The sequence below is a fragment of the Exiguobacterium oxidotolerans JCM 12280 genome, from assembly GCF_000702625.1.
GTDB lineage: Bacteria > Bacillota > Bacilli > Exiguobacteriales > Exiguobacteriaceae > Exiguobacterium_A > Exiguobacterium_A oxidotolerans.
This window is the reverse complement of record NZ_JNIS01000001.1, coordinates 772,715-785,915: the sequence shown is the minus strand read 5'-3', so window position 1 is coordinate 785,915 and position 13,201 is coordinate 772,715. Positions and strand designations below refer to the sequence as shown.

Below are 13,201 nucleotides of genomic sequence, written 5' to 3'. Positions count from 1 at the left end.
ATAATCCTTTAGAAAGTAAAAAAGGCATCTTGTGACAGAACACAAGATGCCTACTGAATCGCGATTATTTAGCGTCAACTTTACCGAATGTCGCCCAAACGAAAAGAGCAGTCACACCCATGACGAGAACGATCGGTGATGCCCACATGATTAAGAAATTTTCCAATGTCAAAACCTCCTTTAGGGATAGTCCGTATAGTAAGTGTAGTAGATTGCTCAGTAATTCTCAAGTGACGATCTGCTGAACATTCGACTCTGCTAAACGAATAACATCTTATATAATTACCCGAATCATGATAAACTTATCTGCGGATAATTTAAGAATTGAAAGGATGAACAATATGCGTTTACGCCACAAGCCTTGGGCGCTGGATTATATGAAAGAACAGGCATCCATCTATATCGCGGACCCGGCGACCTTAAAAGGAAACTGGGCAGAAGAATTTAAAAATGAACATCCACTATACATTGAGGTAGGTTCCGGAAAAGGAGCATTCATCACGGGTATGGCAAAGCAACACCCGGATATCAACTTCATCGCGATTGAATTATTTGAAAGTGTTGCGGTTGCGATCGTTCAAAAATTGGTCGAAGAGCCACTCCCTAACGTCCGTGTCTTAACGGTCGATGCAAAAGACTTACGTGACTTCTTTGAAAAGGGAGAAGTCACTCGTGTCTACTTGAACTTCTCCGATCCGTGGCCGAAGTCGCGTCATGCGAAACGACGTCTCACATATAAGACGTTCCTCGCGACGTACGAAGACATTTTGCCGGAGCAAGGTCAGATTCACTTTAAGACGGATAACCGTAAACTATTTGAATCGAGCCTGATGACGATGTCAGCTTACGGTATGACATTCGATTGGATGTCGCTTGATTTACACGTCAATGAGCCGGAAGATAACGTCAGAACGGAGTACGAAGAACGTTTTTCAGCACTTGGTCAACCGATTTATCGGATGGAAGCAACGTACGGAAAATGATTTAGACAAAAAGTTTTCTTATTTTCCTGGTATTTCTTTCACACTTTTTTCTTATTAATTGGTACAATGTTGTTGACTGAAGAACTTGTACTTACAGGTAAAGGGGGAATTTGGGGATGTGGCAAAAAAGCTTAGCCTTCGTAACAGCACTCTTTCTCGCGCTGAGTATCGGTCAATCGGTATTCGCTGCGATTGATACGTCAGCAATGGAAAAGGCTCTCGACGAGGAATTAAAGAGTTCGCATTACGATTATAAAAAAGGTTCTGTAGAAATCGAGGACCCGAAAACATTCACTGGTGAAAAAGGTGAAGAAATCATCGGCGGAATCGCTGTTATCGAGACAGTCCGTGATGGCATCTTTATCACAATCAAACGTGAAATCCACTTCTATAACACGGAGAGTAAAGAGATGTTGACGAATGCAGATGCTGCGAAAGTAGATGGCGTCAAAGAATACATCGACAAAAACTCGAACAACTTACAGCAGAAAGTAGTCTACTGGTTACCGATGTTATTGATGATCTTGTTGATTGCCGTACCAGCAATCGTACTTTATGTCGTCGTACCACGTCTTTATTCGACAAGTGAATACATGAACCCGATCTACGAACGTAACGATAACCCACGTTAATCGTTGTCGGACAAAACGAAACACCCGCCTAAGAGGAAGTAAGATTCCGAAGAGGTGGGTGTTTTTTTGAACTAAAAAAATAATACGACGAGAAATGCCAGAATGGCAGGCAGTCCTTGTTTATAGAGAATCGAGACATTTGCTGTCGCTGCACCGTACAGGGCGGCGATGATGACACAACTTAAGAAAAACAGTTGAATGACAGACGAATCAAGGACGAGACCGAAAATCAATCCGGCAGCAAGAAAGCCATTGTATAATCCTTGATTGGCAAACAATGTCTTGATGCGTGGATCTGCTGCGATTTCTTTCGTTAGTCCAAACGTACGAAGCGCCGGTTTTGAAGATAAGAAAAACATTTCAAGAGCTAAAATATAGAAATGTTCAAGGGCAACAAGTAAAACAAGAATTGTTCCCAGTAGGTTCATGAAAGTTCGCTCCTTAAAAAAAGACCATACTTCGACTGACGAAGTATGGTCCCGGTATTATGCGTATTCGAGTAAAGCGCCTGTTTCTGCATCAACTGTGAATTGATACGTTTTTTCATCGTCACCTTCAAGAACCGAGATGCCACCTTTGTAGCTTTGGTAGTCACGTGACTCATATGCGTACGCCTCTGGTGTTGCAGAGATCCATGCACCTTGGACACGTCCTTTTGCTGAAAATGTGCGTTTCGTGATTTCGAGAGCTTCCTCGGCAGATAGTTGTTTGTTGTCGACAGCCTTCTTAACTGCGAAAGTTGCAACGACAGCTGCTGCCAAACCGATAATCCAATAGCGTTTTTTCATTAAAATTTCCCCTCCTTACAGGTTTCTATACCTACTGTACCAAATAATTCGTCAAGATAGAAACAAAAGCTTAAGTGATTGAAGCATTTTTTTGTATAATAGAAAAATAGGAGGCGATACATAGTGAATGAAAAGACAAAAGATCTATTTAAAACATTGACGGAATTGAACGGTGCTCCGGGGTTTGAGCATGAAGTCAGACAGTTCGTCCGGGAGCGGATTACACCGGTGACGGATGAAATCGTTACAGATGGTATCGGATCGATTTTCGGTAAACGGACGGGTCAGGCCGATGGTCCGAAAGTGATGGTCGCAGGTCATATGGACGAAGTTGCCTTCATGGTCACACAAATCACGAAGAACGGGATGCTTCGGATTCAGCCGCTCGGTGGTTGGTGGAGTCAAGTTTTACTTGCACAACGCTTTTCGATTTGTGGCGATCATGGAATCATTCCAGGAATCATCGCATCGACGCCGCCGCATCTCTTAACAGAGGAAGTGCGGAATAAACCAATGGCGATCAAAGACATGTTCATCGATATCGGGGCGGACTCAAAAGAAGAAGCAGAATCGTTTGGCGTCCGACCAGGAATTCCGGCTGTTCCATTTTTCCCGTTCACACCGATGGCGAATCCGAAAAAAATCATGGCGAAAGCCTGGGACAACCGGTACGGGGTCGGTATGGCGATTGAGTTGTTGGAAGAGACGAAGGCAGCCGATCATCCGAATGTCTTATTCTCAGGTGCGACGGTCCAAGAAGAAGTGGGATTACGCGGAGCACAGACGGCGACGAATATGATTGATCCGGATGTCGCATTTGTTGTCGACGCTTCACCAGCGAACGATGCTTCTGGTGACAAAACCGAATTCGGTCAGCTCGGACAAGGACCATTGCTCCGCATCAAGGATAGCGTCATGATTCTTTCGAAAGAGATGACGGATTACGTCCTCGATACGGCAGAGTCGAACAAGATTCCGTATCAGTATTACGTCGGGGCAGGCGGGACGGATGGTGGCGTTATCCATCGTTCGAACAACGGGATTCCGACGACGGTCGTGGGCCTACCGGCTCGTTATATCCATACGCATGCTTCAATCATGCACACGGATGACTACGATGCAGCAAAAGAATTATTGAAAAAACTCGTCACGCAATTGGATGCGACGACGCTCGCGACACTACAAGTGAAGTAAGTAATCCGGAAGGTGGATTTGTCTCTATAGGCAAAGTCACCTTTTTTTCACGAAACATCTGTCTTGTCAGATGAAATAACATTTGTGTTTTCTTTTCTGAGAAATTTGTTATAATAATTTTGGTTTAAGGAAAGGAACGTGACGAATTGTTAAAGGAAAAAGGGATTTCACTAAGCCCGCGGGTTTATTTCATTACAGTGCTCAGTTATATGGCGCTTGGATTATTTAGCTCGTTGATTATGGGATTGATTCTAAAAACGATTGGAGAGGGGTTGCTGACTCGGGGCATCGAGGCAACGATGCTGGTCACAGTCGGTGAACAAGCAATCGCATTGACCGGTCCTGCCATCGGTGTCGCTGTTGCCTTTGCTCTAGAAGCGCCACCCTTGATTTTATTCGCAGCTGTCGTAGTCGGGGCATTCGGATATGAGGCAGGCGGGCCTGCCGGGAGTTACATCGCGGCACTACTTGCGACAGAGTTCGGAAAACTGTTTTCAAAAACGACGCGGCTTGATATCATCGTCACACCACTTGTCACACTGTTAATCGGTTTTTTCAGTGGGAAGTATATCGGTTCTTGGATTGGAACGTTGATGACGGATCTCGGAGAAGTTATTCGCTGGGGAACGGAACGCGAACCGCTGCTGATGGGAATTTTTGTTGCGACGGTCATGGGGCTCGCGTTAACGGCGCCCATTTCAAGTGCTGCTTTAGGCATCATGTTAGGACTGGATGGATTAGCCGCAGGGGCAGCGACGATCGGTTGTGCAGCCCAAATGATTGGTTTTGGTGTCATCAGTTATCGTGATAACGGGATTGGTGGATTGATTGCACAAGGGGTAGGGACATCGATGCTTCAAGTCGGAAATATCATCCGTAATCCGTGGACGATCATTCCACCAACGCTTGCCGGGGCATTGTTGGCACCATTCGCCACAGTCTTGTTCAGTCTCGAGAGTAATCCGGCAGGTTCTGGAATGGGGACGAGCGGATTAGTTGGTCCATTGATGGTACTGAAGACGATGGGCTTCACGACAGAATATTATCTTGCTGTCGGCATCTTATGTTTCGTTGCTCCGGCAATCATCAGTTATCTAATTTACCGGGTATTGTACCGGTATGGACGTATTAAGGACGGCGATTTAAAAATCGACTATTGAATCTAAAAAAGGACTGACTCATAAGTCAAAAAACAATCCTTGTGGCGGACGTTTCCGTTCTCCATCAATCAAATGGCCGATGATCCCACTTTTTACGGGATCGTCGGCCATTTCTAATTAATCGAGAGTCGTTCCCGCTTTTGAGTCCGTCCCTTTTGTCATTATAAAGAAAAACCGAACGAACTCGAGTAGAAACTCGTCAGAAATACGTAGAGATAAATTAAATAGAGGGGTGTCAAGTAACGCATCCGGACGACTGGTAACTTTCGGGCGACACGTTTCCCGAGTGCTTCAAGGACAAGGATGATCGCAAACCCGATAACTAAGAATGCTAAAATCTCAGGTAATCCTCGTTCAGAATCGATAAAAGAGTAACCGTAGCGAAGGCAACTCGTCATTCCGACGAAGCCGACGAAACGTTCGAATGGATGTTTAATAGGTTGGTCCGTCATAGTGATTTCCTTTCAAGGCATTTTCTAGTTGAAGTATAGCAAACAGAGCGTGAAAACGCACAGAAACATTCGAATATGCTATGATGTACCCAATGAAATGAAGAAGTAATCGAAGGAGGAACTATCATGAAAAAACTTGATTCTCAACAACTATTTGAAACAGCGAAGCAAGGAAATGCTGTTTTTCTCTTTTCAGCAAACTGGTGCCCGGACTGCCGCTTTCTCGATCCGTTCATGCCAGAAATCGAAAGTAAATTCAGTGAGTTTGAATTTTATTACGTCGACCGTGATGAACATATGGAAATTGCCCAGGAAATGGACATCTTCGGCATTCCGAGTTTCGTTGCCTATCGTGGAAACGAAGAAACAGGACGTTACGTCGGAAAAGAACGTAAAACACCTGAACAAGTGACCGAATTTTTAGAAACAGTCTGACACGAAAGCGAGCGCTGTCTCGCTTTTTTTCATTAAGAAAGGATGGAAATGACTCATGGAATTGCAACAAATTCGCCGCATGGTGACGGAAGCATTTGAAGAAGAACATTATACGACGTACTTTGATCGTGAAAAATCGGTCCTTCGGATTGAACGAAAACAAGACCGGACGGGCGTAGATCTTGGATTAAATCCACTCGTCGCAAAGGCAAAGCGCCGCGGTGTCATTGCTGTAGAGGAGACGATTGAGTACATCAAAGCGGTGCTGGAACAAACGGGGCCTGTCTCATTAGTCGGAAATGAACAAAAAGTATTACCAGTCATTCGAGCGAAGTCGTTCGCTGACGAAACGAAAGATGGCAAACGAATCATCAGTACGCCGCATACGGGTGAAACAAAAATCATGTATGCCCTTGACTTAGGAGCGACCTATCGCTTGATTGATGAAGATTTAGTTGAACAGGCGGGATGGACGACTGAACACTTGTCTGAAGCAGCACGTTTCAACTTGAAGTCGCTCGAAGCACCATTCAAAGTCGATGAAGTCGCAGGAAATGTCTTTTATTTCTTGAGTACAGGAGATGGTTATGAGGCCAGCCGCGTCCTCAACAAACAATTGTTAGCCGATTATGCAGACAAAGTGACAGGCGAATTTTCGATTGGGATTCCGCATCAAGACGTCTTAATTTTTGCGGATATCCGAAATGACGCAGGCTATGATGTTTTGCAACAGCTGATGTTTGATTTCTTCACAAATGGACGTGTACCAGTTACAGCACTCCCGTTCCTATATGAAGACGGAAATCTTGAACCGGTCTTCGTCCTTGCGAAAAACAAGCATCCGAAACCTTGAATAATCTGATACAATAAGCATTGTGAGAAAGTCTGAAGGGAGTCATGGATTGAATGAATGTGTTTTATAATAAAGAAGGTGTTGGTGACGTCTTGATGGTCATCCTAGCAGATGCACCACGAGCGGAAGTTACAGCTGAACGTGCAGGTGCTGTCGCGACGATTTTCCATCATGAACGTGTGATTGGATACAATATTTTTGAAGCGTCACAGCAATTTGAATTGAGTGCAGTCGGACCAGTTGAACTGACACCCGAACTCGTCAAAAAAATTCAAACCGTGTTAGCGGACAATGGCGTAGAGCTTGTAATCGATGACATCGATTACTCACCTAAATTCGTTGTTGGATACGTTAACTCTTGTGAAAAACATCCGGATGCAGATAAATTATCGATTTGCCAAGTCGAAGTGGATGGAGACACACTTCAAATTGTTTGTGGCGCCCCGAACGTCGCAGAAGGACAAAAAGTTGTCGTTGCTAAGCCTGGGGCGGTCATGCCATCCGGTTTAATCATTCGACCTTCTGCACTTCGTGGTATACCGTCAAGCGGGATGCTTTGTTCTGCCCGTGAACTCGCATTACCAGACGCATCACAAGAAAAAGGAATTCTAGTATTAGAGGATTCAGCACATACTGGAGAGGCATTCTTAATCGGCCGTTGATTCGGCCGATTTTTTAACAAGATGGAGGGGTGAAGGAATGAGCAATCGTTACGAACAGTCATTGAAGGAACAAGCGGCACGGATTCGACGGGAATTAGCGGGCGAAAAAGAGACGACTCCAGTCGAACGACCGAAAAAGGAAGAGCGAGAAGATCGCTTCGTGTTGACGGATGTTCCATCGCCTATTTACGGATTCCAACGGCCTAAAAAGCAACGGTCGATCCAAGAAGATGTAACTTCGATTGAATCGGAAATGGACGTTTCAAGTGAATCAGAAGAGGGAAAAACCGATGAGGCGCTTGAGAACATGACAGATGAAACAATTGAAGCGTCAGGGATCGAGACGATGGAACAGACGGATTTAACCGAAGTAGACGCAGGTCTTGTTCCAGTGACGGATTCTGAACTACTCAACCCTGACCCATCAATCGAGTCATCAACTGAAGCATTTGCTGTAGAAGTTCTTGATTCAGCTCTAACGGAACAAGAGCCAGTTGAAGAAGAACCAGTTACTGAATTAAAAGAACAAGATGAATCATTAGGAATGACATCTTTAAGTGAAGACACGGTACAACCTCTTGTCCATAACGAGGATGCACTTTCTTCGGAAAACACCGTCGAACATGTCCTTGAGACGGAAATTGTACAAGACGGACAGATCTTCACGGAAACGCATGCTGAAGAAGCAACTGAAGAAAAAACACAAGTACAGTCAAGTGCAGTCAAGAAACCTGTGGGTCCGCCCGTCAACGTTGTGATGACAACTAAAGACTTAATGGCGATGTATCGTGCACGACGTGAACAAAATAATTTACATGGTAAAAAATAAGTCGGTTTGCTATAATGGTACAGGTTTTGTACCCAAGCCCGATGGTACGAACCGGAACGTGAATTGGAGGGCTTTTATATGACAAAGTATCATTTTGTTGGGATTAAAGGGACTGGAATGAGTGCACTTGCCCAAGTATTACATGAGATGAACCATCAAGTACAAGGTTCAGATATCGAAAAACACATCTTTACTGAGGACGCTTTACGGGCCAAAGGAATTCCGTTTTTCCCGTTTAACGCTGACAACATCGAAGAAGATCAAATCATCATTCAAGGAAATGCGTTTGGTGATGAACACCCAGAAATCGCGCGGGCAAATGAACTTGGTTTAACGATTTATCATTACTACGATTTTTTAGGTCATCTAGCAGACGAATATCGTTCAGTTGCAATCACAGGGTCACATGGTAAAACATCGACGACAGGTCTGTTGTCACATGTCTTAAGCGGAATCACGCCGACCGCATTTTTGATTGGTGACGGAACAGGGGCTGGCGTCGAAGAGGCGAAAGCTTTTGTATTTGAAGCATGTGAATATAAGCGTCACTTTTTATACTACAAGCCGGATTATGCGATCATGACGAACATCGATTTTGATCACTCGGATTACTTTACGGGGATTGATGACGTTGTTTCAGCATTCCAGGAGATGGCGATGCAAGTCAAGCAAGCCATCATTGCATGTGGAGACGATGAACATCTTCAAAACATTCAAGCGAATGTGCCTGTATTGTATTATGGTTTTGGACAAAATAATGATTTCCGGGCAGAGAATGTCAAGTCGACGCCAGACGGAACATCATTCGATGTTTATTTACGGGACGACTTTTACGGTACGTTCTTGATTCCAGGGTTCGGTCAACACCATGTTTTGAATGCTTTATCGGTCATCGCAATCTGTCAATATGAAGGATTGAATAAAGAGGATGTCGCAGCACGTCTGTCTTCATTCGGAGGAGTTAAGCGTCGCTTTAGTGAAACGAATTTCGGATCACAAGTTTTAGTCGATGATTATGCACACCATCCGAAAGAAATCAGTGCAACGATTGAATCGGCACGTAAAAAATATCCGGATCGGGAAGTCATCGCGATTTTCCAACCGCACACGTACACGCGCTTAAAGTCATTCATGGATGATTTTGCAACATCGCTTCGTGAAGCGGATGCTACGTACCTGTGTGAAATCTTTGGATCGGCTCGAGAACAAGAAGGGCAAGTTCGGATTGAGGATCTTCAAGAGAAGATTCCGAACGCTGACATCTTGACGCGAGATAACGTCTCGATTTTGAGTAAACATGACAATGCCGTTCTGTTGTTCATGGGCGCGGGGGATATCCAAACATACCAACAGCAGTATGAAGGAAAAAGATAAAATGTTTCATCAGTAAAAGGCATGGGTGCATTCAGGCATCCATGCTTTTTTGTCGGTTTCGTGAAGGTAAAAAAAGATGACGTACTCTGGATAATTTTTTGTTGCATCTTGAATTGAATTTTGGAATAGTGGGGGTATGTTAATTTAGGAAGGAATCAATCACATGGGACAAATTTTCTTGATTTTATTATTGCAACTTATATATGTGCCTGTCCTGACACTCCGGACAATCATGCTCGTCAAAGGGCGGACCGTCATCGCCGGGATCTTCGGGACGGTCGAAACGTTAATTTATATCTTTGCTTTAGGCGTCGTCTTCCGTGATTTGACGACACTCGGGATGGTCGTCTACGCACTCGGATTCGGACTCGGTATTTTAATTGGAGGCTTCGTCGAAAGAAAACTTGCGATTGGCTACAACATGATTCAAGTCCATACACAAGAATTTCCGGCTGAACTGATTCAAGTCATCCGCGATAACGGATTTGGTGTCACCCATTACCAAGGACAGGGACGCGACGGCGTCCGGTACCGTCTCGATGTACTTGCAGCACGGACGCGGATGAAAGTATTGCGTGGTTTAGTCGAAGAATATGAACCGAAAGCATTCCTCGTTGCTTTCGATTCAGTCGACTTTAAAGGGGGATACATGCTGAAGGGGTTAAAACGTCAAAAGTAATGAGAGTTTGTGAAGAACATCACGGGAATCCCCACAAAAAGATGTTTACTCTATGTTATTTAAGGATAAAGATGATATAGGACAGATTACATTTTGTGAGAGGGGAAATTGAAAATGATTAGTAATCACGCGAAGACAGCTTTAAACCAACAGGTCGCAAACTATGGTGTGTTGTTCGTCAAACTCCATAACTACCATTGGTATATTAAAGGACCGGAATTCCTGACGCTTCATGTCAAACTAGAAGAATTGTATACATGGGTTTCTGAACAGTATGATGTGGTCGCGGAACGACTATTGATGAACAATGGGAATCCGTCAGCGACGATGAAAGAATATTTAGAGCAGACGACGCTTGAAGAAGCTAAATCTGGATTATCTGCCGATCAGATGGTTGAATCCGTCATCAGCGACTTCCAACAAGTACGTAAAGAAATGCTGGAAGCGATCGAACATCTCGAAGCGCAAGATGTGACGGTCGAAGATGATTTGCTCGCTCAAGCAAAAGAAATCGAAAAACAAATTTGGATGTTGCGTGCGACATTAAAAAAATAAGCAATCAAAAAACGGATGACTGCATCCTTAGAGGATTCGGCCATCCGTTTTCTACTTATTTTAGATTTTCCGGGTTCAAGACTTCGAGTTCAGGAAGGACGAATCGTCCATCTTTACGAATCAACACATCGTCGAACCAAATTTCACCGCCGCCATAATCCGGGCGTTGAATGTTGACCAAGTCCCAATGGACCGAAGAATCGTTTCCGTTATAGGCTTCAGCGTAAGCTTGCCCCGGCGTAAAGTGGAAACTGCCATCAATTTTTTCGTCAAATAAAATGTCTTTCATCGGATGTTGGATGAATGGATTGACGCCAATCGCGAATTCACCGACGAAACGTGCACCGGCATCTGTATCAAACACTTGATTGATGCGGTCTGTATCATTTGCAGTTGCCTCAACGATTTTTCCGTTTTCGAATGTCAGTTTGACGTTTTCGAACGTAAAGCCTTGATAAGGTGATGGTGTATTGTAAGAAATGACACCATTGACGGAATCTTTGACTGGTGCTGTAAAGACTTCACCGTCAGGAATGTTCGCATTACCGGCACACTTGATTGCGGCGATGTCTTTGATGGAGAAGGTCAAGTCTGTTCCTTCACCGACGAGGCGGACACGATCAGTCCGATTCATGAGCTCGACGAGTGGTTCCATCGCGGTTCCCATTTTCTCATAATCCAGCGTACAGACATCGAAGTAGAAGTCTTCAAACGCTTCTGTTGATTGATTGGCAAGTTGAGCCATCGAAGCTGTCGGGAAGCGGAGGACGACCCATTTCGTTCCTTTGACACGATCTTGGGTATGCATTTTCCCTAATGTTTGTCCGTATAACTTCATTTTGTCCGATGGCACGTCAGATAATTCATTGATGTTATCGCCGGCACGCAAGCCGATATAAGCGTCCATCGCTTGCATCTGCTTTTGCTCGATGTCAGCCATCAATTGAAGTTGCTCTTCTGATGCATTTCGGTATAATTTTCGTAGAATACGATTATCCTTCAACAGGACGAATGGAAGTCCGCCTGCTTCATAGGCAGCATCAACGAGTGCTTCGACCAATTCGCGCTCAATTCCGAAATTTTCAATTAAAACTTTTTCACCAGGAGCCAGTGCAACAGAATAATTAATTAAGTTCGTTGCAAGTTGTGTAAGACGTGGATCGCGCATGAATAGTTCCCCCTCTAATTTGCGTATGTAGGTTTCATCTATCATTGTAACGGAAATAAACCAATTGGAGTAGCAGGAACGACTCGAGATACGTCGAACTACCAACAAGACACTAGCAAAAGAAATTGGAGGCATGAATCATGGAAATCACATTAGGCGGTATCGCCGGACTAGTCGCTGCAATCGCATTCGTAGTGCTCGTTATCTTTCTAGCGCGCGTACTTGGTGCAGCAAGCAAGACACTAAATAATGTCGCAGACACAACAGCAGGGCTAGAACGCCAGCTGGACGGAATTATGATGGAGACGACGGCGTTGCTACATAAAACGAATCGTCTTGTCGATACGATCGAAGAAAAAACAGAGCTCCTTGCACCGGTCGCGAACTCGATTGAAGAGTTAGGAACATCGCTAAACAAAGTGACGGATTCTGTTCGAACTGTTTCTGATACAGTAGCAGGGGCAGCAGATACGAACAAAGAACAGATTGCTCAAGCGGTTCGTTGGGGCTCAGTCGCTGTTGAACTCTTTAAAAAGAATAAACCGGAATCAGGTCAACCTGTTTCATCTTCTAGTACGGCTACAACAACGGTGGAGAAAAAACAACGCCGCCGTTTCCGTAAACAGGCAGATACACCGGTGACACCAGAAGTCGTGTCAGTGCCAGATGTTGAAAGTATTCCAGATGAATTGAAGGGAGATCGTAAATCATGACAAAACAACACCCATACCAAGCCCAGGACCAAAATTCTTCAAAAGGTGGCGGCTTCTTAGCAGGCATCATCGTTGGAGGATTGATTGGTGCAGCCGCTGCATTACTTTCAAGCCCAAAGTCAGGAAGCGAGATGCGTGGCATGCTCGACGAGCGTACAGCTCCTGCACGCCAACGCTTGAATGAACAAACACAAGTGGTCCGTGAAAAAGCGGAGCCGCTCGTCGGCGAATGGATTCAACTGGCAAAAGATAAAGCAGCACCTGTCATCGAAAAAGCGAAAAAAAATTCAACTGTTCAAGAAGCGGCGCAATACGCTGGTTTTGAAAAAGACCAGGCAAGCATTGACGCAGCACTTGCAGAAGCAGAACAACTCGTGCGAGACATCGAACGAGAAATCGGTGAAGAAGTCGACGGAGCTGCTGTTGCGGAACAACTTGATACAGAGACTGTCGCTGATCTTTCAGAACTGCGTGAAGGTTTAGAAGAAGATCAAGAAGATGAGGCTGAGGAAAACGATCCGCAAGCAAACATGGCAAACGAGAAAAAGCCGAAGAAGTAATTTACTGAGCGTATTAGCTACTTTTAGTAGCTGATACGCTTTATTTTTTTGATTAAATTCTATTAAAAAAAAGGATGTTAAAAAAAAGCGTGGGTTCAGGTAGTTCTATCATGTACAATCAGAATGAAGTCGGCTATAATTAGTTGCTATTACGAGCTATATGC

The 13,201-nt window shown here is 44.5% G+C and carries 18 protein-coding genes; 13 read left to right on the top strand and 5 right to left on the bottom strand.

Annotation, left to right across the window (positions count from 1 at the left end):
• Positions 1-64: 64 nt before the first annotated feature.
• Positions 65-166 (bottom strand): cytochrome bd oxidase small subunit CydS family protein, encoded by a 102-nt coding sequence (gene cydS, locus P403_RS16995; protein ID WP_371816015.1) that lies wholly within the window; start codon positions 164-166, stop codon positions 65-67.
• A 175-nt stretch (positions 167-341) separates the two neighbouring features.
• On the opposite strand from cydS, the gene trmB reads away from it, so the two are divergent.
• Both trmB and P403_RS0104040 read left to right on the top strand, forming a co-directional pair.
• Positions 342-983 carry a tRNA (guanosine(46)-N7)-methyltransferase TrmB gene (gene trmB, locus P403_RS0104045; protein WP_029331193.1) on the top strand — a complete coding sequence of 214 codons (642 nt, stop codon included), beginning with the start codon at positions 342-344 and terminating at the stop codon, positions 981-983.
• Positions 984-1,099: 116 nt separating this feature from the next.
• Positions 1,100-1,615, top strand: a complete 516-nt coding sequence (locus tag P403_RS0104040) for a hypothetical protein (RefSeq protein ID WP_029331192.1) — start codon at positions 1,100-1,102, stop codon at positions 1,613-1,615.
• Positions 1,616-1,686: 71 nt separating this feature from the next.
• On the opposite strand, the gene P403_RS0104035 is transcribed toward P403_RS0104040, so the two are convergent.
• Positions 1,687-2,043: a DUF1304 domain-containing protein gene (locus tag P403_RS0104035; protein ID WP_029331191.1), complete on the bottom strand. Its 357-nt coding sequence runs from the start codon at positions 2,041-2,043 to the stop codon at positions 1,687-1,689.
• A 57-nt stretch (positions 2,044-2,100) separates the two neighbouring features.
• A complete protein-coding gene (locus tag P403_RS0104030) occupies positions 2,101-2,403 on the bottom strand; it encodes a PepSY domain-containing protein (RefSeq protein WP_029331190.1) in 303 nt (100 codons plus the stop codon).
• A 123-nt stretch (positions 2,404-2,526) separates the two neighbouring features.
• On the opposite strand from P403_RS0104030, the gene P403_RS0104025 reads away from it, so the two are divergent.
• Entirely contained in the window at positions 2,527-3,597 is a 1,071-nt protein-coding gene (locus tag P403_RS0104025; RefSeq protein ID WP_029331189.1) for a M42 family metallopeptidase, read from the top strand.
• Between the two features lie 146 nt (positions 3,598-3,743).
• Entirely contained in the window at positions 3,744-4,757 is a 1,014-nt protein-coding gene (locus tag P403_RS0104020) for a PTS sugar transporter subunit IIC (RefSeq protein WP_029331188.1), read from the top strand.
• Between the two features lie 161 nt (positions 4,758-4,918).
• Here the strand turns inward: P403_RS0104020 and P403_RS0104015 are convergent, their stop codons facing one another.
• On the bottom strand, positions 4,919-5,209 hold the full coding sequence (locus P403_RS0104015) for a hypothetical protein (protein ID WP_029331187.1): 291 nt from the start codon (positions 5,207-5,209) through the stop codon (positions 4,919-4,921).
• Between the two features lie 126 nt (positions 5,210-5,335).
• Between P403_RS0104015 and P403_RS0104010 the strand changes: the two genes are divergently transcribed.
• From P403_RS0104010 to P403_RS0103980, 7 genes are all read left to right on the top strand, one after another.
• Positions 5,336-5,644: a thioredoxin family protein gene (locus P403_RS0104010; RefSeq protein ID WP_029331186.1), complete on the top strand. Its 309-nt coding sequence runs from the start codon at positions 5,336-5,338 to the stop codon at positions 5,642-5,644.
• Positions 5,645-5,699: 55 nt separating this feature from the next.
• On the top strand, positions 5,700-6,497 hold the full coding sequence (locus P403_RS0104005; RefSeq protein WP_029331185.1) for a DUF1444 domain-containing protein: 798 nt from the start codon (positions 5,700-5,702) through the stop codon (positions 6,495-6,497).
• A gap of 53 nt (positions 6,498-6,550) precedes the next feature.
• Positions 6,551-7,159 carry a YtpR family tRNA-binding protein gene (gene ytpR / locus P403_RS0104000; protein WP_029331184.1) on the top strand — a complete coding sequence of 203 codons (609 nt, stop codon included), beginning with the start codon at positions 6,551-6,553 and terminating at the stop codon, positions 7,157-7,159.
• Between the two features lie 37 nt (positions 7,160-7,196).
• Positions 7,197-7,988, top strand: coding sequence for a hypothetical protein (locus P403_RS0103995; protein ID WP_029331183.1), 792 nt, complete (start codon positions 7,197-7,199; stop codon positions 7,986-7,988).
• 78 nt (positions 7,989-8,066) lie between these two features.
• A complete protein-coding gene (gene murC, locus P403_RS0103990; protein ID WP_029331182.1) occupies positions 8,067-9,362 on the top strand; it encodes a UDP-N-acetylmuramate--L-alanine ligase in 1,296 nt (431 codons plus the stop codon).
• A gap of 163 nt (positions 9,363-9,525) precedes the next feature.
• Positions 9,526-10,041: a DUF5698 domain-containing protein gene (locus P403_RS0103985; RefSeq protein ID WP_029331181.1), complete on the top strand. Its 516-nt coding sequence runs from the start codon at positions 9,526-9,528 to the stop codon at positions 10,039-10,041.
• 114 nt (positions 10,042-10,155) lie between these two features.
• On the top strand, positions 10,156-10,596 hold the full coding sequence (locus P403_RS0103980; RefSeq protein WP_029331180.1) for a Dps family protein: 441 nt from the start codon (positions 10,156-10,158) through the stop codon (positions 10,594-10,596).
• Between the two features lie 55 nt (positions 10,597-10,651).
• Here P403_RS0103980 and P403_RS0103975 read toward each other — a convergent pair whose 3' ends face one another.
• Positions 10,652-11,764, bottom strand: a complete 1,113-nt coding sequence (locus P403_RS0103975) for an aminopeptidase (protein ID WP_029331179.1) — start codon at positions 11,762-11,764, stop codon at positions 10,652-10,654.
• A gap of 140 nt (positions 11,765-11,904) precedes the next feature.
• On the opposite strand from P403_RS0103975, the gene P403_RS0103970 reads away from it, so the two are divergent.
• The gene (locus tag P403_RS0103970) at positions 11,905-12,477 is read left to right on the top strand and encodes a DUF948 domain-containing protein (RefSeq protein ID WP_029331178.1); all 573 of its coding nucleotides are present in this window, start codon (positions 11,905-11,907) and stop codon (positions 12,475-12,477) included.
• Complete coding sequence (locus P403_RS0103965; RefSeq protein ID WP_029331177.1) at positions 12,474-13,037, top strand: YtxH domain-containing protein; 564 nt, start codon at positions 12,474-12,476, stop codon at positions 13,035-13,037. Before P403_RS0103970 ends, P403_RS0103965 begins: the two co-directional genes overlap by 4 nt.
• Positions 13,038-13,201 lie beyond the last annotated feature (164 nt).

What these genes read in the sequence shown, in the direction of transcription:
- trmB (WP_029331193.1), top strand. Translation starts at nt 342, where the DNA reads ATGCGTTTACGCCACAAGCCTTGGGCGCTGGATTATATGAAAGAACAG.
- P403_RS0104040 (WP_029331192.1), top strand. Translation starts at nt 1,100, where the DNA reads ATGTGGCAAAAAAGCTTAGCCTTCGTAACAGCACTCTTTCTCGCGCTG.
- P403_RS0104035 (WP_029331191.1), bottom strand. Translation starts at nt 2,043, where the DNA reads ATGAACCTACTGGGAACAATTCTTGTTTTACTTGTTGCCCTTGAACAT.
- P403_RS0104030 (WP_029331190.1), bottom strand. Translation starts at nt 2,403, where the DNA reads ATGAAAAAACGCTATTGGATTATCGGTTTGGCAGCAGCTGTCGTTGCA.
- P403_RS0104015 (WP_029331187.1), bottom strand. Translation starts at nt 5,209, where the DNA reads ATGACGGACCAACCTATTAAACATCCATTCGAACGTTTCGTCGGCTTC.
- P403_RS0104010 (WP_029331186.1), top strand. Translation starts at nt 5,336, where the DNA reads ATGAAAAAACTTGATTCTCAACAACTATTTGAAACAGCGAAGCAAGGA.
- P403_RS0104005 (WP_029331185.1), top strand. Translation starts at nt 5,700, where the DNA reads ATGGAATTGCAACAAATTCGCCGCATGGTGACGGAAGCATTTGAAGAA.
- ytpR (WP_029331184.1), top strand. Translation starts at nt 6,551, where the DNA reads ATGAATGTGTTTTATAATAAAGAAGGTGTTGGTGACGTCTTGATGGTC.
- P403_RS0103995 (WP_029331183.1), top strand. Translation starts at nt 7,197, where the DNA reads ATGAGCAATCGTTACGAACAGTCATTGAAGGAACAAGCGGCACGGATT.
- murC (WP_029331182.1), top strand. Translation starts at nt 8,067, where the DNA reads ATGACAAAGTATCATTTTGTTGGGATTAAAGGGACTGGAATGAGTGCA.
- P403_RS0103985 (WP_029331181.1), top strand. Translation starts at nt 9,526, where the DNA reads ATGGGACAAATTTTCTTGATTTTATTATTGCAACTTATATATGTGCCT.
- P403_RS0103980 (WP_029331180.1), top strand. Translation starts at nt 10,156, where the DNA reads ATGATTAGTAATCACGCGAAGACAGCTTTAAACCAACAGGTCGCAAAC.
- P403_RS0103975 (WP_029331179.1), bottom strand. Translation starts at nt 11,764, where the DNA reads ATGCGCGATCCACGTCTTACACAACTTGCAACGAACTTAATTAATTAT.
- P403_RS0103970 (WP_029331178.1), top strand. Translation starts at nt 11,905, where the DNA reads ATGGAAATCACATTAGGCGGTATCGCCGGACTAGTCGCTGCAATCGCA.
- P403_RS0103965 (WP_029331177.1), top strand. Translation starts at nt 12,474, where the DNA reads ATGACAAAACAACACCCATACCAAGCCCAGGACCAAAATTCTTCAAAA.